Source organism: Acuticoccus yangtzensis (genome assembly GCF_001927245.1).
GTDB classification, from domain to species: domain Bacteria; phylum Pseudomonadota; class Alphaproteobacteria; order Rhizobiales; family Amorphaceae; genus Acuticoccus; species Acuticoccus yangtzensis.
The window spans coordinates 210,160-234,900 of record NZ_MJUX01000001.1 but is presented as its reverse complement, the minus strand read 5'-3'; the positions used below and the strand labels follow the sequence as shown (position 1 = coordinate 234,900).

Here is a 24,741-nt window from a genome sequence, read left to right as displayed (position 1 = left end):
CGGGCGGATGAAAGATCCAGTAGACTTCTATATGTCCTCCCTCGTCCCGATGGTTGTCGAGCAGACCAACCGGGGCGAGCGGGCTTACGACATCTTCTCGCGCCTCCTGTCGGAGCGCATCATTTTCATCGCCGGTCCCATCGAGGACACGGTGGCGACCTTGGTGTGTGCGCAGCTTCTGTATCTCGAGGCGGATAATCCCAACAAGGAGATCTCCCTCTACATCAACTCGCCGGGTGGCATCGTGACCTCGGGTCTCGCCATCTACGACACGATGCAGTTCATCCGCCCGCCGATCTCCACCCTGTGCCTCGGTCAGTGCGCGTCCATGGGCGCGCTGCTGCTCGCGGCGGGAGAGAAGGATATGCGTTTTGCGCTCCCCAACGGGCGCATCATGGTGCATCAACCCTCCGGCGGTTTCCGCGGCACGGCGGCGGACATCCAGCTTCAGGCCAACGAGATCCTCGCCCTGAAGCGCCGTCTGAACGAGATCTACCGCAAGCACACCGGCCAGGAGCTGGACAAGATCGAGTCCACCCTGGAGCGCGATCACTACATGACCCCGGACATGGCCAAGGAGTTCGGGATCATCGACCGCGTGATCGAGAGCCGCGCCGCGCTCGACGCTTAAGGTGCGATCAACGTTTGCGTGTATACCCCTTGCCGGGACGGCCTGTGCCGGTTAGCTGGTATCTCTGAGCACGGGGGCGTTCTCCCGCGCTCGCACCGTCCGCTCCAGGCGGGCGGTTTTAAGTTTGGTAACGCATGGGGCGGTTGACTATCCCATGTCGGGGGTTTGCATCGGGGCCGGGCCCGTCCCAATATGGGCGGTGACAAGACCGTAGGCGGCCCCGATGGGTGTTCGGAAGCGTTCCCGACCCGTGCGGACGATCGGGCGATGAAAGGGTGAGTTGATGAGCAAAGCGACCAGCGGCGACGGTAAGAACACCCTCTATTGCTCCTTCTGCGGCAAAAGCCAGCACGAGGTGCGCAAGCTCATCGCCGGGCCGACCGTCTTCATCTGCGACGAGTGTGTCGAGCTGTGCATGGATATCATCCGCGAAGAGAACAAGTCTTCGCTGGTGAAGTCGCGCGACGGCATTCCGACCCCGCTCGAAATCCGCAAGGTGCTTGACGATTACGTGATCGGCCAGCAGAGCGCCAAGAAGGTTCTCTCGGTCGCGGTCCACAACCACTACAAGCGCCTGTCCCACGCGTCGAAGCAGAACGACGTGGAGCTCGCGAAGTCGAACATCCTGCTGATCGGCCCGACCGGTTGCGGCAAGACGCTGCTCGCCCAGACCCTCGCCCGCATCCTCGACGTTCCCTTCACGATGGCCGACGCCACGACCCTCACCGAAGCCGGCTATGTCGGCGAGGACGTGGAAAACATCATCCTGAAGCTGCTGCAGTCGGCGGACTACAACGTCGAGCGGGCCCAGCGCGGCATCGTCTATATCGACGAGGTCGACAAGATTTCCCGCAAGTCCGACAACCCGTCCATCACGCGCGACGTGTCGGGGGAGGGCGTGCAGCAGGCGCTGCTGAAGATCATGGAAGGCACGGTCGCGTCGGTGCCGCCCCAGGGGGGCCGCAAGCATCCGCAGCAGGAGTTCCTGCAGGTGGACACGACCAACATCCTGTTCATCTGCGGCGGTGCCTTCGCCGGGCTCGACAAGATCATTTCCGACCGCGGCCGCGGCACCTCCATCGGCTTTAACGCCCAGGTGATGGCGCCGGAAGACCGCCGCACGGGCGAGCTTTTCCGCTCCGTCGAGCCGGAAGACCTCCTGAAGTTCGGCCTCATCCCCGAGTTCGTCGGCCGCCTCCCGGTCCTGGCGACGCTCGAGGATCTCGACAACGAGGCGCTGGTGCAGATCCTGTCCGAGCCGAAGAACGCGCTCGTGAAGCAGTATCAGCGCCTGTTCGAGATGGAGGGGGTGGAGCTCACCTTCCACGCCGACGCGCTGAAGGCGATCGCCGACAAGGCGATCGAGCGCAAGACCGGCGCGCGCGGCCTGCGCTCGATCCTCGAGGCCATCCTGCTCGATACGATGTACGAGCTGCCGGGCCTCGACGGGGTGCGCGAGGTTGTTATCTCCGAGGAGGTCATTCTCGGCACCGCGCGTCCGCTTTATATCTACGAAGATCGCGCGTCCGAGCCGTCCCGGACCTCGGCCTGAGGGGACGAGAACGAGGGCGGCGGGGGGCGGCATGCCTGCCTTTCGCTGCGTTGGGCTCTTACAACTTCCGCGAGATTGTGGGTCTTGTCCGCATTTTAGGATGTGATTGTATTCGTAGCGTTGGTGGTGCCGGGGCAGGTTCGCACAGTGGTCGAGCGGCTGGCATCTCGCTTTTCGTGCGTATCGTAACGTGCAGTGTCGTGCGGCTCAGCGTCGCGCGACGGGCGATGTTCAAGCCGGCTTGAACGGCTTCGACCGAGGCTTTGCGCCCTTGCAAACGGGCAAGCCCCGGTCAAGGCTTGAAGTCGGCTCATGATAGAGCCACCTCGAACCCTGAGATGCGATGGTGCATCCTCGACGATCGCCGCCGCACCGCCCGACGATACCCGTGGGCGGGGCCCTCAAAGCCGAAGGCGCGCGGTGACCGGTGGCTCGACTCGTGCATGATGTGGCGAGCTCGGGCCAAGCTGAAAGGACAGTTCATGGCAAAGTCGGACGACAATCGCGACACCGGGCCGAACGCGGGCTCGGGCACCTACCCGGTTCTGCCGCTGCGGGACATCGTCGTGTTCCCGCATATGGTGGTGCCACTCTTCGTCGGTCGCGAGAAGTCCATCCGTGCGCTTGAGGAAGTCATGCGTGCGGACAACCAAATCCTCCTCGTGACGCAGCGCGAGGCCGGGGACGATGATCCCAAGCCCGAGCGCCTGTTCAACATCGGAACCCTTGCCACCGTGCTGCAGCTCCTGAAGCTGCCCGACGGCACCGTGAAGGTGCTGGTCGAAGGCACCGCACGCGCGGAAATCGAGTCCTTCACCGACCGCGCCGACTTCTTCGAGGCCGACGCCAGCCTGGTCGAAGAGGCCGAGTACGACGAGACCGAGGCGCAGGCGCTCGCCCGCTCCGTAGTCTCGGAGTTCGAAAATTATGTGAAGCTGAACAAGAAGATCTCGCCCGAGGTCATCTCCGCGGTCGGCCAGATCGAGGACCACGCGAAGCTCGCCGACACGGTGGCCTCGCACCTGGTCGTGAAGATCCCGGTCAAGCAGGAGATTCTCGGCACCTCCTCGGTCATCGAGCGCTTCGAGAAGGTGCTCGGGATCATGAACGGCGAGATCTCGGTCCTTCAGGTGGAGAAGCGCATCCGCTCCCGCGTCAAGCGGCAGATGGAGAAGACCCAGCGCGAGTACTACCTGAACGAGCAGATGCGCGCGATCCAGAAGGAGCTGGGTGACGGCGAGGACGGCAAGGACGAGCTGGCCGAGCTGGAAGAGCGCATCAAGACGACCAAGCTCTCCAAGGAAGCCAAGGAAAAGGCCGAGGCGGAGCTGAAGAAGCTGCGTCAGATGAGCCCGATGTCGGCCGAGGCGACGGTGGTGCGCAACTACCTCGACTGGCTGCTGTCGATTCCCTGGAAGAAGCCGTCCAAGGTCAAGAACGACCTCGACAATGCGCAGCAGATCCTCGACGTGGACCACCACGGTCTCGAGAAGGTGAAAGAGCGCATCATCGAGTATCTGGCGGTGCAGGCGCGCGCCAACAAGCTGAAGGGGCCGATCCTGTGCCTCGTCGGCCCTCCGGGCGTCGGCAAGACCTCGCTCGCCAAGTCGATCGCCAAGGCCACGGGGCGCGAATTCGTTCGCATCTCGCTGGGCGGCGTGCGTGACGAGGCGGAGATCCGCGGCCACCGCCGGACCTATATCGGCTCGCTTCCGGGCAAGATCATCCAGTCGATGAAGAAGGCCAAGAAGTCCAACCCGCTCTTCCTGCTCGACGAGATCGACAAGATGGGCATGGACTTCCGCGGCGATCCTTCGTCGGCCCTCCTGGAGGTGCTGGATCCGGAGCAGAACTCGACGTTCATGGACCACTATCTGGAGGTCGAATACGACCTCTCGTCGGTGATGTTCGTGACCACGGCGAACACGCTCAACATCCCCGGTCCGCTGATGGACCGTATGGAGGTGATCCGCATCGCCGGCTACACCGAGGACGAGAAGGCGGAGATCTCGCGTCGCCACCTCATCTCCAAGGCGGAGTCGGACCACGGCCTGAAGTCGGGCGAGTTCGCCATCGACGACGAGGCGCTGCGCCAGTTGATCCGCCGCTACACCCGCGAGTCGGGCGTGCGCAATCTGGAGCGTGAGATCGCCACCCTCGCCCGCAAGGCGGTGAAGGAGATCCTCACCTCCAAGGGCAAGGTGAAGACCGTCGAGGTGAACGTCGAGAAGCTCGAGGAATATCTCGGGCCCCCGCGTCACCGCTACGGCCAGGCCGAGCTGGAGGACCAGGTCGGTGTCGCCACGGGCCTCGCATGGACCGAGGTCGGCGGCGAGCTCCTGACGATCGAAGGCCTCATGATGCCCGGCAAGGGCAAGATGACGGTCACCGGCAACCTGCGCGACGTGATGAAGGAGTCGATCTCTGCGGCGGCGTCCTATGTCCGTTCCCGCGCGCTCGACGTCGGTGTCGCACCGCCCACCTTCGACCGGCGGGACATCCACGTCCACGTGCCGGAGGGTGCGACGCCGAAGGACGGCCCATCCGCCGGCATCGCGATGGCGACCGCGGTCGTGTCGGTGCTGACCGGCATCCCGATCCGCCGCGACGTGGCGATGACCGGCGAGATCACCCTGCGCGGCCGCGTGCTGCCCATCGGTGGCCTCAAGGAGAAGCTGCTCGCCGCCCTGCGCGGCGGGATCACGACCGTTCTGATCCCCGAGGACAACGCCAAGGATCTGGTGGACATCCCGGACAACGTGAAGAACGAACTCGAGATCGTGCCGGTCTCGCGCATGGACGAGGTGCTTCAGCGCGCCCTGGTCCGCATGCCCGAGCCGATCGAGTGGACCGAGCCGGACTATTCCGCCGACGGCACCCGCAAGGGGAGCGCGGAGGATGACGAGGCCACGTTTCGCGCCCACTGAGGCGTCGGCGAAACGCGGAACCTCGAAGTCGTGACAGGAAAGGCGGGGCCGCAGGGCCCCGCCTTTTTCGTTGCCGCCGCGGCAGGATGGCGGTGCGTGTAAAGCAGGCAGGCGTCATGTCGCATTGAAGCAATGCGAGGACTATGCGTCTAGTTGTTGACAACATGACCTAATCATGGCGATCACCGGATCAGCGCTTGCAATGACGCGCGCGTCGGTACCGCGTCTGCCGCGATTCGCAAGGCAATCTGCGATTCTCGCATCGGCGTGACACGCGCCGCGGGATGAAGCGATTCGCGTTTTGTTGAAGAAAATGGACCTCTCACCGCTCCATCGCGACGCCGCAGAGGAAACTTTCGCACTTTGGAAAGGTTTGAGGGCCAATTTCCCAGGGAAATAGGGCTCTTTTCATCACTATCGTCTAGGCGACGGGCGAGAGTGATGACAGGGTAGCCCGGTCATCCGCAAAGGGAGAGACGGGATGAAGAAAGCCGAACTCGCCGCCGAGGTGGCGGAGCTTGCCAACCTGGACGCCAAGGCTGCGGCCAAGGCGGTCGACGCCACCTTCACTGCGATCATCAACGCGATGAAGACCGGCGACGAAGTGCGCATCACCAACTTCGGTGTGTTCAGCGTGACCGACCGCCCGGAGTCGCAGGGTCGCAACCCGCAGACCAAGGAGCCGATCACCATCAAGGCCGCCAAGGTTCCGAAGTTCAAGCCGGGCAAGCCGCTGAAAGATGCGCTGAACGACGAGTAGTCCGTCCGGTCCAACGGCGGATGCGCAAGGGCCGGCCGGATCCCGCCAGGGATCCGGCGGTCCCGCGTCGGCGAGCCGGACGACGGCCGCCACAAAGTGCTCTTTGGCGCGGGGGCCGCGCCGCTTCACCGGCCCCGCGCGAGAAGCCCCGTCAGGGAAGCCGCGGGATATCGAGATCCTGCGGCATGTCGCTGTCCTCCGTGGACGGCGTGCCTGACAAGAATGTACCAAAAAGCTGCATTTCAGGGATGTTGTCGCTCATCACTTTGACGATGATGAGGATCGGCACCGCCAGGATCACACCGGCGACCCCCCAGATGAACCCCCACAGGGCGATCGACAGAAGGATCGCGACCGGGTTGAGCTCCAGCCGCTGGCCGAGCACGCTGGGGGTGATGAAATGCCCCTCAAGCGTCGTGATGGTGAAGTAGGCCACCCCCGGCAGAACCGCCCATATCATGTCGTCGTAGGTCAACAGGCCGATGAGAACGCCCGACGCCGTGCCGATCAGCGAGCCGACGAACGGGAGGTAGTTCAACAGGAACGCGGCCAGTCCCCACAGTGCAGGGCTCGGCATGCCCAGCAACAGCATCGTCAATGCTATGCTGATGCCGAAGCATGCGTTGATGATGGTGATCGTCAGCAGGTATTTGGACACAGTGGTGACGATGTTGTTCACCACCATCAGCGAGCGCTTCTTGTCCGAAAGCTTCGGCGAGGCGTGGACGATCTTCTCGTAGATCAGCCGGTTCGTGACGAGGAGGAAGTAGGTGAGGGCGATGGCCACCACCAACGTCGACGCGATGTTGCCGATGTTCGACGCCGCGCGATTGAGGAGCCCCGGCTGGCGGACGACCACTTCGCGCACCATCGGGTCGTTGGCGGAGCTTGTGATCTGCTCCACCTCCTTGCTCGCCTCGGTGATGGTTTCGACCGGCTCGCGGAAATCTTCCAGCTTTTCCTTCAGCTTACGGCCGATGGTCGGCGCGTCTTCCAGAAATGTCGTCACCGGCTGGGCGAGCATCAATGTCGCCATGCCGAGCGCGAGCGTGACGGCGCTGACGAGGAGGAAGGCGGAGAGGCCGGGCCAGATCCGCCGCTGGAGCCACAGATTGATCGGGGTCAGCGTCAAGGAGATGACGAAGGCGAGAACGATCGGGAGAACCAGACTTTCCGCATAGTCGAAGGCGGCGAGGACGGAGAGGGTGGCGAGGATGATCAGCGGGGCCTTGACACCCGAGCCCACGTGAACGGGGATCTTGGCAGTGGAGGCGTCCTGCGCCGGCGGCAGTTGATCGTCAGCGGACAAGCGTTGCGTTCCTTCCCTTATGCACCGCCTGGGGAGCCCGGTTGGTGCAATCGGGCGCGATGGTGCGATAACCCCATGTGAACGCAAAAGGCCGTGCCAACGTTCGGTCTTCTGTCTCGCTGTTGGAAGAAAAAGGCACGGACTTGGAGAATTCATCGCGGCTGAACCCGCTCAACCACGATCCTGGCCGCCGCAGATCCGTGCCGCCGAGCAAGCTTCCGTACCACGAACGTCTGCGCGGGCGCGCCGCGCGAACGCCGTTCGAGATCGGCTGGCGCGGGTGGTGGGACATCCTCTTGCGCGTGGTGGAGCGGGTGTCCATCGACAATCTCGGCCTGATCACCGCCGGCGTGACCTTTTATGTGTTCCTCGCCCTCATCCCGGCGATGATTGCGATCGTGTCCTTCTATGGGCTGATGACGTCGAGCCTCACGCTGCAGGATCACGTCTCGATCCTGGCGGGTTATCTGCCGGATCAGGCGATCGAATGGATCGCGCACGAGATCGGCCGCGTTGCGAAGGCACAGGAGGACGGCCTCACGGTCACGCTTCTCCTCAGCGTCGGACTGTCGCTGTGGTCGATGAACAATGCCGTGATCGCCCTCTTCGGGGCGATGAACGTCGCCTATGGCGAGGTCGAAAAGCGGGGGACCATCGCGCTTTATCTGAGGGCCTTCGGGGTGACGTTGGCCGCGCTCGTCATCGGCATCGTGATGATCTCGGTGATCGTGGTGATGCCGCTTTTGTTCGGCGGCGAGGACGGGCTCGACTATGGCGGACGGCGGCTGACGGCGCCGGCCTTGTTCATCATCGTGTCCGTCGGGTCCGCGGCGATCTACCGCCTCGGGCCGAGCCGGCGGGCGGCGCGGTGGCGGTGGATCTCGGTCGGCGCGGTGACGGTGGCGGCCGGTTGGCTCGCCGCATCGACCCTTCTGTCGTGGTATCTGTCGAACGTGGCCAATTATGCGGCGATGTATGGGTCGTTGGGCACAGTTATCGCACTGATGTTCTGGTTTTATATATCCATTTACATCCTCCTTCTGGGCGCTGAATTGGCGGCGGAAGCGGAGCATCAGACCATGGTGGATACGACGCTCGGTCCCGAGCAGCCGATGGGCAGGCGCGGCGCCTACGTGGCCGACACCGTCGGGCGCGCGTCCAAAATCTGAAGAGACCGGGATCTGATACTGAAGATCACGCGGAGCGGTGCATGCAACAGATCGTGCCGCCGCTCGTTATACCGTCAGAGGTCGGCCGCTTCGCCGCACGGTGGTCGCGGGGGCTCCGGTCATCGGTCCGTCCCGCCGTTGCGCCGATGCGGGATGGAGGAGCGGCAAACTGTTGATCTCTCGGGGTGGGTTGGACGCAAAAATGCAAAAGTTCTATGCTTACGAGCAAAGCAGAGCGATCCGGATGGTCGACGCCCGTCGCGTGCGGCTCTAAGTGAGCTTGTAACCAGTTTAACACCACCTCGGGCACATTAGATCTGTCGTCTTCAATAGATGCGTGCCGGGACCGCCGTTCCGGTTCGCCAATGCGGGGCCATCGCTGATGAACGGGCCGGCCGACGCCGCCACCATGATTGGGATTGCTGAGCTCGGCACCGTCGCGGCGCTGACCCTGTTTGCGGTCGTCGGCCGCGGCAGGTCCGCGCGCCTCATTTCCCTCTTTGCCGCGGCGGTCATTCTTCTGACCAGTGATGTCCTGTGGCAGATCGCCGGCATCGGCATGACCGCGGCCCAGGTGCTTCCGGGGGCGGCGGGCGGCGCGAACGTCACCATCGTCACCAGCGGGCAGGAGGTGCTCGTCGCGCTGGCGACCGCGGCGGCGGCGGGGAGCGGCCTTGCCATTGCGGCGACGGTCGCGCTGCACCGCTACACGGCGTACCGCGCGGCCAAGCGCGGCAACCCCGATACTTTGAAGGCGACGCGGGCGGAGGCACGCAACAAGCGTCTCCTCGGGATCTTGCAGCGCGAGCACGAAAAGCTGAAGTCGGTGCGCGAGATGCATCGCTACATGGAGCTGGCGACCCGCAATTCGCAGATCACCGTGCTGTTTCAGGATGTCGATCTGCGCTACCAGTGGGTCATCAATCCGCGGCCCTTCCTCATCCCCGAGGACATCGTCGGCAAGACGGACGAGGAGATTTTGCCCTCCGCGGTCCGCCCGCTCGTGGTCGGACACAAGACGCGGGCGCTCCAGACCGGCACCACCCAGACGTTCGAGATCGAGATCCCCGGCAACGACGAGCGTGCCTGGTTCCGCATGGACGTCGTGCCGATCACCAACGAGGCGAACAAGTTGGCCGGGGTCGTCTGCACCGCGATCGACATTTCGCGCTCCAAGCGGCTGGACATGATGCGCACGGACCTGTCCCGCCGCTTGGCCGAGACGCTGCAGCGCTTCAACCTGGCGCTCCGGTCCGAGAAGATCATGGTGTTCAGCCAGGATACGAACCTGCGCTACACCTGGGCCAACTCCGACGAGACGCAGATCGGCTCGATCATCGGCCGGACGGACGAGGAGGTGGTTCCAGCCGCCGACCTGACGGCGATCGCCGACCTGAAGCGCCGGGTGATCGAGACGAAACGGCCTCTGTCCGGCGAGATCGGTGTTGGCGAGGGGATGGACCGCCGGTGGTACGACCTTCACATCGAGCCGAACCTGAAGCCGGACGGGACCGTTCTCGGCATCACCTGCGCGTCGATCGACATCACGCACCGCAAGCGCAACGAGGAGCAGATGCGCCTCGTCATGCGTGAGCTGACGCATCGCACGAAGAACCTTTTGACGGTGGTGATCGCCATCGCGCGGCAGACCAGCACCCAGGCGTCGACGGTCGAGGCCTTCGTTCCTGCGCTCATCGCGCGGCTGCGAGCCTTGTCGGCGGCGCAGGACCTCATCGTGGCCGACGAGTGGGCGGGTGTGGACATCGGCGATCTCGTCCGCGTTCTCATCGGCCAGTTCATCCCGCCGCATTCCTCGCGGGTGCGCATTTCGGGTCCGTCGGTGATCCTGTCGCCTGAAGCGTCCCAGAATCTCGGCCTCGCGATCCACGAACTGGCCGCCAACGCGGTGCAATATGGCGCCTTCGCCAACGCCAAGGGCTCGCTCGACGTGGCGTGGACGGTGTACCAGCCGGGCGACACGGAAATGCTGAAGTTCACGTGGACGGAGGTCGGCGGACCGGCGGTGAGCGAGCCGACCCGGCGCGGCTTCGGCATGACGGTGATCGAGCGGAATTTGTCGCGCGCGCTGAGAGCCGAGGTGAACTTGGACTTCACGCCCTCGGGGCTCGTCGCAACCATGACGCTGCCGCTCGAAGGAATCGTGCCCTTCGCCAGCCCCGACCGCACGATGCTGGCGCAGGCGAGTTAGGATCCGAACGGATCGGTTCGCCGCGTCTCAGCGGCCCCCAGTTGCGCGCGAATTGCATTCGGGCATGGGAACAGCTCGCCCTCCAGAGCCATTCTTATAGCATGAACAGCCTCGGCCTGCGCATTCCTGGCGGATGCATAGCCTTGAGGCTAGGCTTGGAGTGATGCCATGATGGATGACGACGTCGAACGCGTCTGGCGTGAAATCGGCCGCATCGAGACGTGCATGATGATGACGCTTGATGGTGAGTCGGTGAGGTGCAGACCGATGGTCGGCACACCGGATCCCGAAGCGGGAACGATCTGGTTCGTGACGCGCCGGAGCGACCATAAGGACTGCGAGCTTCGCGCCGATCCGCGCGTGTGCCTCGCTTATGTCGACCCGCGTACGGGCACCTACGTGTCGATCTCGGGCACGGCGGATGTCCTCAGCGACAGGAGCCGGCTGCGGGACGTGTGGACCCCGTCCATCGACGCCTGGTTCGGGGAGGGGCCCGACGATCCGGAGGCCGTGCTTCTCGCCGTGCATCCCGAGTGTGCGGAATATTGGGACAACGCGAGCCCCAACCTTCTGGTCGCGCTGGAGGCGTTGACGGCGGCAGGACGGCAAGAGCCCGGGCCCGCACTGGCCGAGCACGTCAAGGTGAGGCTTTAGGGAAGAGGGTCGGACGAAGACCGGCCGGCGAGCGGCCGGTTCCGGTGCAGGTCGCCGGATGACCGAGCGCGCTGGTCAGAATTTGCGCGCGTCGACCACCGAGCGGGAGTGGTGATCCGGGCCGTACTCGGCGCCGGACTGGACCGAGAGGAGCTCGGCCAGGCGGGTGCGCGCGCGGTTGACGCGGCTTTTGACGGTGCCGACGGCACAGCCGCAGATCTCCGCCGCTTCGTCATAGGAGAAGCCTGACGCGCCGACGAGGATGAGCGCCTCGCGCTGGTCGGCGGCGAGCTGGCTCAACGCCTCGCGGAAATCGACCATGTCGAGGTGGCCGAGCTGCTCGGGATGGGTGGAGAGGTTGGCGGCCATCTTGCCGTCCGCGTCCTCCACCTCGCGGCGCTTCTTGCGGAACTCCGAATAGTAGACGTTGCGCAAAATGGTGAAGAGCCAGGCACGCATGTTGGTGCCCTCCTGGAACATCTCGATCGACGCCCACGCCTTCATCAGCGCCTCTTGAACGAGGTCGTCCGCCCGTTCGGCGTTGCCGCACAACGAGACGGCGAAGGCGCGCAGGTTCGGGATCTGGCGGATCAGTTCCTCGCGAACACTCATTCGCTGTCGCTTTCCGCGCTGTCGTCGTCGGTCGCCGGCTTTTTCGGACTGGTTGCGGTGCCCACCTCGATGTCATCGAGTTTCAAGAGCAATTCCACGAGCTTATCGGGAATAGGCTCGACCAGCACCGAATCGTACAAATTTCGCAACTGCTTTCCTATCAACGACTGCATTTGGTCGTCCTGGACGCTGCCCGGCTTATCGTCTTCAGTCATTGCACACCGTCGGGCATTCCTTCACAATTCGCTATCCATCGGTTGGGTTCCCCGCTGCGCCGTCTCCGGTGCCGAGGAGGCGGGATCGCCCGCGCCACGGAACCGGATTCGAGGCCGCACGTTAGAACGTCCACCTTGCTGGAACGGTTTGGCGGTTCGTTCGTTCCATAGGGGCTTGGCTTTCGCCTTTGGGATTGGTTTGTGCGCGGAGGATCGCGCGCGCAAGCGTTACCCGATAAGCGGGCCGGGGTCCGAACTCGTCAAGGAAAGCTCATGTCGCTCGCCAAAACCATCGCGCCGCACATTCCCTATATGCGCCGCTTCGCCCGCTCTCTCACGGGCACGCAGCCCAGTGGTGACGCTTACGTCCAGGCCGCGCTGGAGGCGTTGATCGAAGATCCCTCGATGTTCGACGAGTCGATCCCGCCGCGCGTCTCCCTCTACCGGATCCTGATCCAGATCTGGGACTCCATCGAGCTGAACCAGGAGACGGCGGCGCGCACCGCGCTCTACGAGAAGCGCCTCGACGCGATGGTGCCGCGTGCCCGTCAGGCGTTCCTGCTGACCACCGTCGAGGGCTTCTCGATGCAGGAGGCCGCGGCGATCCTCGACACCGACATGAACGGCGTGCGCACCCTGATCGACGAGGCAGGGCAGTCGATTGCCGAGCAGGTGGCGACGAGCGTCCTCATCATCGAGGACGAGCCGATGATCGCGATGGACCTCGAGGCGCTGGTGGAGGGCCTCGGCCACGAGGTCGCCGGCATCGCCCGCACCCACACCGAGGCGGTCGAGGCCGTGAAGGCGCGCCGTCCCGGCCTGGTGCTGGCCGACATTCAATTGGCCGACGGCTCCTCCGGGCTCGACGCGGTGAACGAGATCCTGGCGTCCATCACCGTGCCGGTGATCTTCATCACCGCATATCCTGAGCGCCTTTTGACCGGCGAGCGGCCGGAGCCCGCCTTCCTCATCACCAAGCCGTTCGAGACGGACACGGTGAAGGCGGTGGTGTCCCAGGCGCTGTTCTTCCAGACCAGCGAGTCCGGTTCGGGCGAGAAGGAAGCGTCTGCGGTCTGACGGCGAGGACCTGAGGGGCGACGCCGGGGCCTTTCGCCCCGGCCGCCCCTGCGATGTGCAGGGGCGGGCGCCTAGGAGGCTGCTACAGGCCCTCGGTCCATTTGACGTAGGATTTGATGTCGAACTTCCGTTCGAGGCCGCCCGCGGTCATCGTGCGGACTTTGCCGAACACCGCGCGCTCGGGCCAACCGCGGTCATGCAGGCCGAACAGCCAGCCGATGTTGGCGTAGGAATTCGCGTCGCGCCCATCCAGAAAATAGGTGTTGTTAAGCTTCAGCGCGAAGTCGTACGCCGTCTTGGGCGTGTTCGTGTAGGCGATGAGACGCTTTCCCCAATACATGCGCATGTGGTTGTGGAGATAGCCGGTCTCGCGCATCTCCTTCATCGCCGCATTCCAGTAGGGATCGTCCGTCTTCCCGGCCTCCAATTCCTTGTAGGTGAAGACCTTCTCGCGCGGATCACCTTTGTGCGCCTCGAGCGTGTCTTGCGCCCACTTGGGGAGGCCGCTGTAGGCGTCGTAGTCGTCCGGCGCATAGTGAGCGTGGTTGATCGCCAGTTCGCGGCGAACCAGCATCTCCTCGACATAGGAGTCCTGGCTCTCGCGCTTGGCGCTCGCCTCTTTGACGGTGAGGTAAATTTCCAGCGGCGATATTTGCCCGAAGTGTAAGTAAGGGCTCATCACGGAAATGTGACGGTTCACCATGTCGGCCCGCCCGTCGCCATAATGAGGCAGATCCTCTTGGACGAAGTGGGCCAGCCGCCGCCGCGCTTGCGACGTGCCGCCTTTGATGTCGGCGACAGGTTTGACCGCCGTGTCGCAGCCGAGTTTTTCGGCGAAGGCGGCGACGTCGGTGAGGGTCTCGTTGGCGCTGCTTGCGAGGCCCTTCGCCTTCGTCTTGAGGGTGATCGTCGGCGGAAGGTCGGTGAAGCGGGGAAGCGCCTTGTGGACGCGCGGCCGGAAGGTGCGCGCCGCCGTCTCGTGCTTTCCGGACGCCTCTTCGACGGGGACGATCGCCTCGCCCTCGACCGTTTCGACGAGGCATGATGCGTCTTCGGCCAACTCTCTGCGCCAGGCCACGAGGTGGCGCAGATAGCCGCGGTCGGTGACAACGATCGCGGCCTTTTTGGCGCATTCCGCAGCGATTTTAGGAGGGGACCCCAGCCGCAGCGACACGTGTGCGCCGCGTTTTTCGATGGCTGCAATGGTCTCCTTCAGGCCTTCCAGCATGAAGGTGTAGTGGCGTAGATTGGCGTCAGGGTAATCGGGGTCGACGACGAAGAGGACGAGGAGAGGAAGGCGGCATTCGTTGGCCCAATAGGCCGCGCGCTCCAACGCCGGATTGGCGTCGGCGCGTTGGGAATGCTGCATCCAGTAGAGGACGTATTGTGCGTCTTGCCGCGGCGGCTTGTCGTTGAGTGCCGATATCCGGCGGGCGAGTGCATCCAAGGCGAGCCTTACCCCACGCTTGCGCCGCGAATCGTTTGGGGGTATAAGGAGAACACCGACGCGGACGGGAACTGAATGTCCTGTTTAACGTTGGTGAGACACAGGGGCAAAGTTAAATTTTCCCCAAAAAGTGATCTCGAATGTCGACAGTATGGGGTTGTGGCCGAGGTGCAACATATCCAACTGTGGACAAGTCGGCGCTTAGGAGCGCCATAGGGAAAAGCCGCAGGAGCGGCATAAAGGGCAAACGGCCCTACGGGAAGGAGAGCTCGGATGTCAGTGCTCGGTCGCACCGCTATCGTCGCGTTGGTCTTCACTGGTTCCGTTGCTGCCGCAGCTTATGCGGCAAACCATGAAGAATTCTATAACGGCGTCACGTCGACTGTCGGGAAGTTGACGCAGAACGTCGAACTGGCCAGCAATATGATGGCCGGTGACCAGCATATCGCCGATCCTTCGGGCGCCCGGACCGCGAAGCGCACCACGGACCGGATCGAGTCCTCGTCCGTCGTCACCCATGTCGAGGTCGTCGGCGGTGGTCAGCGCCAGCGCATCGTGCTGCTCGACCCGAACGGGGAAGAGGTGTTCACGCATGATCCCGAGAACAACACGACCATCATCGCCAAGGACGTGGTGATCCCGTCGATCACCGTGCGTGACAGCGAAGACGACATCGCCGAACTGCGCGTGGTGACGGCTGCCCCGGCGATCGAGGCCCCCGCGGCGCTCCGTCAGGCGCTGGCCGACAACGCCGCTCGGACGGACCTCTTCTATCGCGACGATCTGTAATCGAGCTTGCGCCGGCCCCCGCGAGGGCCGGTTTTGCCTCGCTCGTCGACCAAGCCGCCCGATGTGATCGAGGCGGCTTTTTCTATGGGCGACCTTGGGCGCCGATGCCGAAGCCTATCGAGCGGCGGGGACCTGGGTCGACAGTGCCCTGGGCGCCGTGCGCCGGACGTCGCGGGATTTGTCGGCGACCGAGGTACGGGCGATCGAGTTCCACGTGTGATCGAGCTGCACGGATGAACGAGGTGCACAGGTCACCGAGTAGTACGGCTGATCGAGCTGCGCAGTTCACCGAGTTGGCCGAGCGATGGAGTTGGCCGGGCGATGGAATTACCCGTGCAATGGAGTTGCCCGTGCGATCGAGTAGCAAGGGGCATCGAGTTGGATAGGTGATCGCGTTGCACGGGCGGTCGAGTTGCAAGGGTCGCCGGGTTACACGACTGATCGAGGTGCTGGGACAAACCCGGCATCGCGCCGATATCAACCTCGGCGCGGTGTCCTGACGTCGACACTCACACGGGCAGGGCAGGCGGCATGCGGGCGGGACGGCATGCAGGCGGGTCAGGCGGCAAGGGCCGCCGCTGCCAGAGCCACAGTGCCGAGCGCCATCGTCGCGGCGGCCTGTGTCGGGTCGATCACCGGAATTCCGAGCCGATCCTCCAGGTTCTTGCGGTGCGCCGCCATGCCCGCGCAGCCCATGACGATCGCCCGCGCGCCGTCCTCGTCCCGCAGCGCGGTTCCGACGTCGGTCATGCGCTGCAACGTGGACCCGCCGGACGCCGTCTCGGCGACGCTCAGCCCCAGCGCCCGCTCACCGGCCAGCCGATCCATCAGCCCCATCTGCCGCAGATAACGGATGTGCCGCGGGATCGAGCGGTCCTTGATCGCGATGACGCCGAACGTCTCCGCCCGCGCCAGCGCCGTCAGCACACCGCATTCGGCTATGCCGAACACCGGCCGGTCGGTCGCCTCGCGGCAGACGTGAAGGCCGGGGTCCGAATAGCAGGCGATGATGAAGGCGTCGGTATCGTTCGTCTCGCGCATCAGCCGGGCGAGGGGGAGGGTGACGCTCTCAACATCGGCCTGCGTCTCGATGCCGAACGGCCCTTCGGCCAGCGTCATGCAGGCGATTTCGGGCCCCTCGGCATAGCGCAGCGGCTGGAGCGCGGCGTCGATCCCACGGGTGACGGCCTCGTTGGAGTTGGGGTTGACCACCAGAATGCGTTGTTTGGTCCGGCTCACCTGTTATCCTCCAGCCTCATCGCGGCACGGAGTGTGCACATTCCGCGCCGAAGGGCCAGCCAGCCCGCATTTTCCTCACCCCGTCAGAGCCCTACGCCCCCACGCCCATGTCTTCCTTCGATCTCATCGTCCGCGGCGGGTCCGTCGCAACCGCCGTCGACGTCATGCGCGCCGACATCGCCGTCAAAGACGGCAAGATTGCCGCGCTCGGCAGCAACCTCGGCGATGCGGCCCGCATCGTCGACGCGACCGGCCGCATCGTCACCCCCGGCGGGGTCGACAGCCACTGCCACATCGAGCAGCTCTCGGCGATGGGTGTCGTCAACGCCGACACGTTCGAGACCGGCACCGCCTCCGCCGCGCTCGGCGGGACCACGACGGTGATCCCGTTCGTCGCCCAGCATAAGGGCCTCGACCTCGCCACCGTCGCCAAGGATTATCACGCGCTGGCGGCCAAGGGCGCGATCATCGACTACGCGCTTCACCTCATCGTCACCGACCCGACGGATGTGCTTCTCACCGAGCAGCTTCCGGAGCTGGTGAAGGCCGGCCACGGCTCCATCAAGATCTTCATGACCTATGATGCCATGAAGGTGGACGACGAGCAGGTTCTCGACATCCTCCTGAAGGCCCGCGAGCTCGGTGCTCTCGTCTGCGCTCATGCCGAAAATCACGGTATGATCAAGTGGATGGTGCAGCGTCTCCTGGAGCGCGGCTATACGGCGCCGAAATATCATGCGGTGAGCCACCCGCGCGGGTCCGAGGCGGAGGCGTTCAACCGGCTCATCACGATGTCGGAACTGATCGACCAGCCGGTGATGATCTTCCACGTCTCCACCGAGGAGGGGGCGGCCACGATCAACGCGGCGCGCGCCCGCGGCGTGAAGGTGTGGGCGGAAACGTGCCCGCAATATCTCTTCCTCACCGCGCAGGATCTCGACAAGCCGGGCACGGAGGGGGCTAAGTGGTGCTGCAGCCCGCCGCCGCGCCAGGCGCGCGACATCGAGGCGCTGTGGGCGGCGCTAGAGCGGGGCGACCTGCAGACGATCACGTCCGACCACGCCCCTTTCTCCTACGACGAGAAGGGCAAGCTGTCGGCGGGACCGAACCCGAATTTCAAGCAGATCCCGAACGGCATGCCGGGCCTTCAGGCGCGTCTGCCGCTGCTGTTCGACGCGATGGTGTCCAAGGGCCGCATGGAGATCACCGATTTCGTGCGCCTGACCGCGACGGCCCCGGCGCAGATCTACAACATCGCCGACCGCAAGGGCTCGATCGCGATCGGCAAGGATGCGGACCTCGCGATCTGGGACACCGAGAAGGAGGTCACCTTCACGGACGAGACGATGGCCGACGCGACCGGCTACACCCCTTATGTGGGCATGACGGTGAAGGGCTGGCCGACGACGGTGGTGCGCCGCGGCGACGTGATCGTCGACGACGGCAAGCTGACCGGCACCGCGGGAACGGGGCAATTCCTCCCCCGCACCGGCGGCAAGGCGGCGGCGCCCACGGGCAAGATCGCGCCCGAGTTCGACCCGGCGCTGAATTTCGGCGCAAAGCTCATCTAAGCACGATTTTGCCGATCCGCGGCGGGGTCAAGATCCCGCCCGGAGCAGCGCGCAGTCCGCCTCTTGGCGGGCGAGCACTGCGAGGACGGCGGTCTTGACCCCGCCTCGGATCGGCCGAGGCTTGTCCATGGGTTGGAGGGCAGCCGGGCGCGGAGCGGCCGTCTGTCCCTGTAACCCTTGCCGGGTGGCGAACCGGGGGAGCGCGAGGGGGAACACCCTCGCAGCAGCGCCTCCGCCGGCACAGCCGCACTGGTCCGCCGCCGCGCCCGCCTCAGGCCCTGTGCTTCGCCGGGTCGTAAGGCTCGCGTGTCAGGTCGAACTTCGGACCCAGGCCGGCGTAACCGCTGCCGAACAGGCGGGCGACGGGCTTGTAGGCGTCGAGGTCCATGTAGAGCGTTGCGGGGTCGATCAGCCCCGGCCGGGCGCGCACGCGCAGCACCTCGCCCACAAGAAGGTCACGCTCGGGCGACACGTTGATCATCATGAACTGCCGGCATTCCAGCGCAACGGGCGCTTCGGCGAGGGCCGGGGGCGCGACGTCGCGGGACGGTGAGGCGGTCAGCCCCGCGTAGGCGAGCTCGCTGACGTCCGGCGGAAAGTCCACGGCGCAGCGGTTCATCGCCTCGGCGATATCTTCCGACACGAGGTTCACCACGAACTCACCGGTGCGGCGCACGTTGAGGGTGGTGTCTTTCATCTTACCGTCGCGCACCTGTAGGCCGAGGACGACCAGAGGCGGAGCCTCGGAGAAGCAGTTGAAGAAGGAGAAGGGCGCGGCGTTGACCTCGCCGTTCTCGGCGAGTGTCGTCACCAGCGCAATGGGACGCGGCACCACCACCGAGCAGAGGATCTTGTAGGCGTCCTTCTGGGACAGGTCCTTGAAGGCGAGGTCCAACCCGCCATCCAGCGTCGCGGTCATTCGGTCGGCACCTCGACACCCACCTGGGAGGTGATGCGGCCATAGTGTTCGATCCGGCGGTGGCGCTTGAAGTCGAAGATCGTTTCCTTGCCGAACTTCGTCGCGTCGAGGTCGCAGGGGTAGGTGACGAGCCCGTCCTCCTCGGTGTCGAGCTCGGCGACGATCTGGCCGTTCGGGTCGACGATCACGGTGCCGCCCATCAGGTGGTGGCCGTCTTCGTCACCGGCCTTGGCAACGGCGATCACCCAGGTGGAGTTCTGGTAGGCGCCCGCCTGCAACGAGAGCTTGTGGTGGAAGATCCGCTGCTCGATCCCCTCGCTGGACTTCTGGCTGTTCACGGACGGGGTGTTGAAGCCGAGCATGACCATCTCGACGCCCTGAAGGCCCATGACGCGGTAGGTTTCCGGCCAGCGGCGGTCGTTGCAGATCGCCATGCCCATGATGCCGCCGAGATTGTGCCAGACGGGGAAGCCGAGATCGCCCGGCTCGAAGTAGCGCTTTTCGAGGTGCTGGAAGGCGCGCTCCTCGTCGTATTCGGAATGCCCCGGCAGATGGATCTTGCGGTATTTGCCGACGATGGTGCCGGTCTTGTCGGTGAGGATCGAGGTGTTGAAGTGGTGCCCGTCCGGCGTCTTCTCGGCATAGCCGAAGGAGATGGCGATGCCGAGTTCCTCGGCGCGGTCGAACAGGGGCCGGGTGGCGGGGCCGGGCATTTCGGCCTCGAACCAGGCGTCGACCTCGGCCGGGTCGGTCATGTACCAGCGCGGGAAGAAGGTGGTGAGGGCAAGCTCAGGGAAGACGACGAGGTCGCACCCGTGAGTTGCCGCCTCGTCCAGCAGCCGGATCATGCGGGCGACCACGTCCTCGCGGCTTTCGGCTTTCTGGATCGGGCCGAGCTGGGCGGCTCCGACGGTGACGAGACGCATGGGATGTCCTTTTGCAGTCATGCGGCGACGCGGCGTTCGAGGCGGCTGAGGAGCCGCACCACGGGCCAGAGGAGAACGAGGTAGAAGGCCGCCGCCAGCACCAGAGGCGACGCATTGAAGGTGATGGAGCGAGCCATATCGGCAGAATAAAGCAGTTCCGGCAACGCCACCACGCTGGCGAGCGAGGTGAGTTTGACCACCTCGATGGTGTTGGAGAGGAGATCCGGCAGAACGTTGCGCACCGCTTGGGGGATGACGACGTAGATGTTGGTCTGGAGCGCGGTCAGACCGGTGGAGCGGGCGGCCTCGCGCTGCCCGGCGCCGATGGATTCCAGGCCCGCCCGGTAGATCTCGCCATAGAATGCCGAATTGTTGAGCAGAAAGGCGAGGGTGACGGACTGAAAGGGCGACAGGCTGATCCCGGCGAAGGGCAGGCCCGAGTGGATGAAGATGAGCAGCACCAGAGGCGGCACGGCCCGGAAGAGGTCCACGTAAGGCACGGTGAGGATGCGCGCCAGGCGGCTTTGGCTGGTGGCGCAGAGCGCAACGACGAGCCCGGCGAATGCGCCGACGGGAATGACGATGGCGCAGACCTTGAGCGTCATCCACAGCCCCTTCACGAGCAGCGGGAAGACCTGCTGCATGATGGAGAGGTTGAAGAACTGGTCGAGAAGCTGATCCATCAGGCGCGCTCTCTCTGAGTGTGGAACCGCGTCATGCGCGCCGGCTCACGTCCTGGGACCCGCATCATGCGCGCCCGCTCTTGTTCTGGGAGGCGCGTCATGCGCGCCTCCATGCAAACCGCGTTTCGAGCCAGCGCCCGAAGGTCACCACGGGGATGAAGATGACCATGTAGGCCACAGCGCCCATCATCAGCGGGGTGGCGTTGCCGGCGAAGGACGTCGCGGTGGTCGCCTGGTTGAGGATCTCCGGCACGCCGATGACGGTGCCGAGGGCGGTGTTCTTGGTGATCGCGATCGTGCGGTTGGTCAGCGGCGGGATGGTGATGCGAAGCGCCTGCGGCATCACCACGAAGAGGAGCGTCTGCGTGAAGCCGAGGCCGGTGGACCGGGCGGCCTCCCACTGGCCCTTCGGCGTCGCGGTGATGCCGGCCCAGAAGATCTCTTCGGCGAAGGCGGCCAGAACCAGCGTCAAAATCAGCCACAGCACGGCGAAGTTGGACAGCGCGATGCCGACATTGGGCAGGCCGAAATAGACCACCAGGATGATGACGAGAGGCGGCAGCGCGCGCAGCATGTCCACCAGGATGACGATGAGAATGTTGACGGCGCGGATCCGGTAGGCGCGCACCAGCGCCAACGTGAGGCCGAGGAGGATGCCGCAGATCACCACCAGCGCCGCCACCTCCAGCGTGACGACGATGCCCTTCAGGATCGAGGGCAGATATTGGTCGATGACGGACGCCTTGAAGAAGGTGTCGAGGAAGATCGTCCACCTTGTCGGGGGAAGTGCCTGGTCCATCGGTCAGTTGAGGACGCGTGAGAGGAAGGCGCGGGTGCGCTCGTGCTTTGGCGCGCCGAAGATTGCGGACGGCGGACCTTCTTCGACGATCACGCCGCCGTCCATGAACACCACGCGGTCGGCCGCCTCCTGGGCGAAGCGCATCTCGTGGCTGACGACGAGCATGGTCATGCCGTCGGCCTTCAGGTCGCGCATGCCGCCGAGAACGGAGCCGACGAGTTCGGGGTCCAGCGCGCTGGTGGGCTCGTCGAACAGCATCAGTTCCGGCTTCAGCGCCAGCGCGCGGGCGATGGCGACGCGCTGCTGCTGACCGCCGGAGAGGGCGCTCGGGTGATGCCCCGCGCGATCGGCGAGGCCGACGCGGTCCAGCGCCGCATCCGCCTCGGCGCGTGCCTGCTCCTTAGGCATCTTCAAAACCTTGCGCAGCGCCAGCATGACGTTCCCGCGCGCGGTCATGTGCGGGTAGAGGTTGAAGGACTGGAACACCATGCCGATGCGCCGGCGCATGGCGTTGATGTCCACCTTGTGCGCCAGAAGCTCCACCCCGGCGACGCGGATTGAGCCGTCGGTCGGCTCCTCCAGGCGGTTGCAGCACCTCAGAAAGGTGGACTTGCCGGACCCCGAAGGGCCGATCACGAAGACGAGTTCCTGGGGTCTGACCTTGAGGTCGATGCCTTTCAGCACTTCGGTCGAGCCGAACCGCTTGGTGAGGCCGCGAACATCGAGAATGGGCGTGTCGGGGGTCAACGCAGTGTCCACTTGAGCTAACAGAAGGGGGCGCGCCGCGGGGAGGCCGCGGCGCGCGTCGGCGTGGATCAGGAGCACTCGCCGGGGGCAGCGTCCGCGTCGTAGCCGGGAAGGTCGGGGATGCCGACGCCGGGATAGATCGTCGCCGACGCGCTGTCGGCGGCGGGGGCGTAGCCGAACCACTTTTCGTGCAGCTCGGCGATGGTGCCGTCCGCCTTCAGGCATTCCAGCGCGTGGTCGAGCGTCGCGCGCAGCTCGGTATTGTCGGACCGGAGCGGGATCGAGAACACCTTGCCGGTGGAGTAGAGGTAGGAGAGGGCAAGCTGCGGGTTGCTCTTCACCGCCCAGGCCGACGCCGTGTTGCCCGCGACGTTGGCGAAGGCGCGGCCGGACATGACCGCCTGAAGCGCATCGAGGTTGGTGCCGTAGGACTCCACGGTCCAGCCGATGTCACCCTCGATCTCGCGCGCCCACTGGTCGTAGGCAGAGCCCTTGTTGACGGCAATCACCTTGCCCTCGAACTCCTTCAGGTCGGTGATCTCGGGCGCGCCCGCCTTGGTGACGAACTGGAAGTCGGTGTTCAGATACGGCTCGGTGAAGATCATGTTGGCGGCGCGCTCTTCCGTCACCGTGGTGGGGGCGAGCACGAAGTCGTAAGTGCCGGCGGCCATGCCCGGCAGAAGGCCGGACCACTGCGTCACGTCGATGTCGATTTCGACGCCCAGCTTGTCGGCGAGCGCCTTGCCGAGGTCCATGTTGAAGCCTTCGGTCCCGCCCGAGAGGTTGGGGAATGCGTGCGGGGCGAAGGTCCCGTCGACGCCGGTCTTCAGGTTCTGCGCGGAGGCGCTGGCAAAGGGCAGGGCGAGCGGCAGCGCGAGGCCGGCGGCGATCGCGCAGATCTTCAAGGCAGTCGTCATGCGAGTGTCTCCTCTCGAATGGGGGCGGGGGGCCGGGGCGTGGTGAGGCCCTGGCCGGCCCCGATCGAACGACGCTCTTGCATTTTGTGTGCCCGATGGAATGCCAGCGGCGCCGGGGTGCCCCGCCAGGAGGCTCGTCGCTGGTGCTCTGCCCGGCGCGTCAAGCGGAGCGGGCGAGGGATCGCCGCGGCCTATGGCTCCGTGCCGGGCGCGGCCCGATATCGGCCATACCGCCGACGCCTTCATTGTGCTTAAACATATGAAGAATCGAAGCGCATGCAGCCCGCTGGACCAACGGCGGGCGGGAGGAACCGATGTCGTTGAAAACCAAAGCCGCCGTCCTGCGCGAGCTTGCCCTGCCGACGCCTTATGCAGAGTCGCGCCCGATCCAGATCGAGGAGCTGACACTCGTCCCTCCCGGACCGATGGATGTTCTCGTCAAGGTCGTCGGGGCGGGCCTGTGCCACTCCGACCTGTCGGTGATCAACGGCGCGATCGCCCGCGGCCTTCCCGTCGTGCTCGGCCATGAGGGCGCGGGCGAGGTGGTCGAGGTCGGCTCGGCCATCACCGACCTCAAGGTGGGCGACCACGTGGCCTTCCAGTTCGCCGGCAATTGCGGGCGCTGCAAGCCGTGCCAGGCGGGCCGGCCGCAGCTTTGCGAGACGTTCATGGCCGCGCGCGCCCATGGCGGGCTGATGTCCGGCGGTGTCCACTTCCGCGACGCCGACGACCAGCCGGTGAAGCACATGGTGGGCGTCGCCTGCTTCTCCCAGTACACCGTCGTGCACCGCGGCAGCGTGGTGGTGATCGACGATTCCCTGCCCTTGACCGACGCGGCGCTGTTCGGCTGCGCGGTGATGACGGGCGTCGGCGCGGTGGTGAACACCAGCCAGGTGAAGCCCGGCGAGTCGGTGGCGATCTTCGGCCTCGGCGGCGTCGGCCTGTGCGGCGTGATGGGGGCCAAGGTCTCCGGCGCGCAGACCATCGTCGCGGTGGATCTGGAAGAGGCCAAGTTGAAGAAGGCGCTGCAGCTCGGCGCCACCCACGCCTTCAACGCCAAGGACCCGGATCTCGTCGAGAAGGTGAAGGAGCTGACCTCCGGCGGTGTGGATCACGCGGTCGAGCTCGCCGGTGCGATCCCGGCGATGGAGGCGGCCTATGCGGTCACCTGCCGCGGCGGCAAGGTGGTGACGGCGGGCCTGTCCGGCACCGGCAAGTCCTTCAGCGTCCCCCATGGCGACCTGGTGCTGGGCGAGAAGCACGTTTGCGGCAGCTACATGGGGTCGTGCGTTCCGATGCGCGACATCCCGCGCTTCATCGACCTCTACCAGTCGGGCGCGCTGCCGGTGAACGAGCTGATCGACGGCTTCGTGACGCTCGACGAGCTGAACGAGGGCTTCGACCGGCTGCACAACGGAACGGCGCTGCGCCAGGTGCTGATGCCGCACGGCCTGCCGGAAGGTGTCTCCAGCGTGTCGGCGCGCATTGCCGAGGGTGTTCCGGCGGCCCGCAGCGCCGACGTCTGAGCGGCGAGTGGAACGCCGCCCGCGCGGGCCGCGTGATGTGATGAGACGGGGCCCTCGCGGGCC

At 65.2% G+C, this 24,741-nt stretch carries 22 protein-coding genes; 11 read left to right on the top strand and 11 right to left on the bottom strand.

The annotated features are described in order from the left end of the window. Window positions 1-7: 7 nt before the first annotated feature. From BIX52_RS01005 to BIX52_RS00990, 4 genes are all read left to right on the top strand, one after another. The gene (locus BIX52_RS01005) at window positions 8-631 is read left to right on the top strand and encodes an ATP-dependent Clp protease proteolytic subunit (RefSeq protein ID WP_075219166.1); all 624 of its coding nucleotides are present in this window, start codon (window positions 8-10) and stop codon (window positions 629-631) included. A 283-nt stretch (window positions 632-914) separates the two neighbouring features. Then, window positions 915-2,183, top strand: coding sequence for an ATP-dependent Clp protease ATP-binding subunit ClpX (gene clpX, locus BIX52_RS01000; protein WP_075219165.1), 1,269 nt, complete (start codon window positions 915-917; stop codon window positions 2,181-2,183). Window positions 2,184-2,665: 482 nt separating this feature from the next. Continuing rightward, window positions 2,666-5,110 (top strand): endopeptidase La, encoded by a 2,445-nt coding sequence (gene lon / locus BIX52_RS00995; protein ID WP_075219164.1) that lies wholly within the window; start codon window positions 2,666-2,668, stop codon window positions 5,108-5,110. Window positions 5,111-5,591: 481 nt separating this feature from the next. Next, a complete protein-coding gene (locus tag BIX52_RS00990; protein WP_075219163.1) occupies window positions 5,592-5,870 on the top strand; it encodes an HU family DNA-binding protein in 279 nt (92 codons plus the stop codon). Window positions 5,871-6,021: 151 nt separating this feature from the next. On the opposite strand, the gene BIX52_RS00985 is transcribed toward BIX52_RS00990, so the two are convergent. Next, window positions 6,022-7,179 carry an AI-2E family transporter gene (locus BIX52_RS00985; protein ID WP_157956176.1) on the bottom strand — a complete coding sequence of 386 codons (1,158 nt, stop codon included), beginning with the start codon at window positions 7,177-7,179 and terminating at the stop codon, window positions 6,022-6,024. 143 nt (window positions 7,180-7,322) lie between these two features. On the opposite strand from BIX52_RS00985, the gene BIX52_RS00980 reads away from it, so the two are divergent. The 3 genes from BIX52_RS00980 to BIX52_RS00970 all read left to right on the top strand — a co-directional run bounded on the left by BIX52_RS00980 (window position 7,323) and on the right by BIX52_RS00970 (window position 11,211). After that, window positions 7,323-8,348, top strand: a complete 1,026-nt coding sequence (locus BIX52_RS00980; RefSeq protein ID WP_157956175.1) for a YihY/virulence factor BrkB family protein — start codon at window positions 7,323-7,325, stop codon at window positions 8,346-8,348. Window positions 8,349-8,757: 409 nt separating this feature from the next. Next, complete coding sequence (locus BIX52_RS00975) at window positions 8,758-10,557, top strand: sensor histidine kinase (protein ID WP_170126381.1); 1,800 nt, start codon at window positions 8,758-8,760, stop codon at window positions 10,555-10,557. 168 nt (window positions 10,558-10,725) lie between these two features. Further along, complete coding sequence (locus tag BIX52_RS00970) at window positions 10,726-11,211, top strand: pyridoxamine 5'-phosphate oxidase family protein (RefSeq protein ID WP_075219161.1); 486 nt, start codon at window positions 10,726-10,728, stop codon at window positions 11,209-11,211. Window positions 11,212-11,286: 75 nt separating this feature from the next. Here the strand turns inward: BIX52_RS00970 and BIX52_RS00965 are convergent, their stop codons facing one another. Together BIX52_RS00965 and BIX52_RS00960 are read right to left on the bottom strand one after the other, a co-directional pair. After that, window positions 11,287-11,823 carry a sigma-70 family RNA polymerase sigma factor gene (locus BIX52_RS00965; RefSeq protein ID WP_075219160.1) on the bottom strand — a complete coding sequence of 179 codons (537 nt, stop codon included), beginning with the start codon at window positions 11,821-11,823 and terminating at the stop codon, window positions 11,287-11,289. Further along, window positions 11,820-12,038 carry a NepR family anti-sigma factor gene (locus BIX52_RS00960; protein WP_075219159.1) on the bottom strand — a complete coding sequence of 73 codons (219 nt, stop codon included), beginning with the start codon at window positions 12,036-12,038 and terminating at the stop codon, window positions 11,820-11,822. Before BIX52_RS00960 ends, BIX52_RS00965 begins: the two co-directional genes overlap by 4 nt. Before the next feature lie 273 nt (window positions 12,039-12,311). Here BIX52_RS00960 and BIX52_RS00955 point away from each other — a divergent pair, with 273 nt between their 5' ends. After that, complete coding sequence (locus BIX52_RS00955) at window positions 12,312-13,115, top strand: response regulator (RefSeq protein WP_075219158.1); 804 nt, start codon at window positions 12,312-12,314, stop codon at window positions 13,113-13,115. Between the two features lie 82 nt (window positions 13,116-13,197). Here BIX52_RS00955 and BIX52_RS00950 read toward each other — a convergent pair whose 3' ends face one another. Next, a complete protein-coding gene (locus BIX52_RS00950) occupies window positions 13,198-14,484 on the bottom strand; it encodes a deoxyribodipyrimidine photo-lyase (RefSeq protein WP_083660046.1) in 1,287 nt (428 codons plus the stop codon). Window positions 14,485-14,835: 351 nt separating this feature from the next. Between BIX52_RS00950 and BIX52_RS00945 the strand changes: the two genes are divergently transcribed. Further along, window positions 14,836-15,351: a hypothetical protein gene (locus tag BIX52_RS00945; RefSeq protein WP_075219156.1), complete on the top strand. Its 516-nt coding sequence runs from the start codon at window positions 14,836-14,838 to the stop codon at window positions 15,349-15,351. A 558-nt stretch (window positions 15,352-15,909) separates the two neighbouring features. Here BIX52_RS00945 and BIX52_RS00940 read toward each other — a convergent pair. Then, window positions 15,910-16,563 (bottom strand): aspartate/glutamate racemase family protein, encoded by a 654-nt coding sequence (locus tag BIX52_RS00940; RefSeq protein ID WP_075220065.1) that lies wholly within the window; start codon window positions 16,561-16,563, stop codon window positions 15,910-15,912. 134 nt (window positions 16,564-16,697) lie between these two features. Here BIX52_RS00940 and hydA point away from each other — a divergent pair, with 134 nt between their 5' ends. Then, window positions 16,698-18,161: a dihydropyrimidinase gene (gene hydA, locus BIX52_RS00935; RefSeq protein WP_075219155.1), complete on the top strand. Its 1,464-nt coding sequence runs from the start codon at window positions 16,698-16,700 to the stop codon at window positions 18,159-18,161. A gap of 271 nt (window positions 18,162-18,432) precedes the next feature. Here the strand turns inward: hydA and BIX52_RS00930 are convergent, their stop codons facing one another. From BIX52_RS00930 to BIX52_RS00905, 6 genes are all read right to left on the bottom strand, one after another. Continuing rightward, window positions 18,433-19,080: a flavin reductase family protein gene (locus tag BIX52_RS00930; protein WP_075219154.1), complete on the bottom strand. Its 648-nt coding sequence runs from the start codon at window positions 19,078-19,080 to the stop codon at window positions 18,433-18,435. After that, a complete protein-coding gene (locus tag BIX52_RS00925) occupies window positions 19,077-20,006 on the bottom strand; it encodes an N-carbamoyl-D-amino-acid hydrolase (RefSeq protein WP_075219153.1) in 930 nt (309 codons plus the stop codon). The genes BIX52_RS00930 and BIX52_RS00925 overlap by 4 nt, the downstream gene beginning before the upstream one ends. A 17-nt stretch (window positions 20,007-20,023) precedes the next feature. After that, window positions 20,024-20,689: an amino acid ABC transporter permease gene (locus BIX52_RS00920; protein ID WP_075219152.1), complete on the bottom strand. Its 666-nt coding sequence runs from the start codon at window positions 20,687-20,689 to the stop codon at window positions 20,024-20,026. Window positions 20,690-20,786: 97 nt separating this feature from the next. Then, window positions 20,787-21,488 carry an amino acid ABC transporter permease gene (locus BIX52_RS00915; RefSeq protein ID WP_075219151.1) on the bottom strand — a complete coding sequence of 234 codons (702 nt, stop codon included), beginning with the start codon at window positions 21,486-21,488 and terminating at the stop codon, window positions 20,787-20,789. A 3-nt stretch (window positions 21,489-21,491) separates the two neighbouring features. Next, window positions 21,492-22,235, bottom strand: a complete 744-nt coding sequence (locus BIX52_RS00910; RefSeq protein WP_281249168.1) for an amino acid ABC transporter ATP-binding protein — start codon at window positions 22,233-22,235, stop codon at window positions 21,492-21,494. Window positions 22,236-22,303: 68 nt separating this feature from the next. Then, window positions 22,304-23,152, bottom strand: coding sequence for a transporter substrate-binding domain-containing protein (locus BIX52_RS00905; protein WP_075219150.1), 849 nt, complete (start codon window positions 23,150-23,152; stop codon window positions 22,304-22,306). A gap of 320 nt (window positions 23,153-23,472) precedes the next feature. Between BIX52_RS00905 and BIX52_RS00900 the strand changes: the two genes are divergently transcribed. Further along, window positions 23,473-24,678, top strand: a complete 1,206-nt coding sequence (locus tag BIX52_RS00900; RefSeq protein ID WP_211098147.1) for a zinc-binding dehydrogenase — start codon at window positions 23,473-23,475, stop codon at window positions 24,676-24,678. Window positions 24,679-24,741 lie beyond the last annotated feature (63 nt).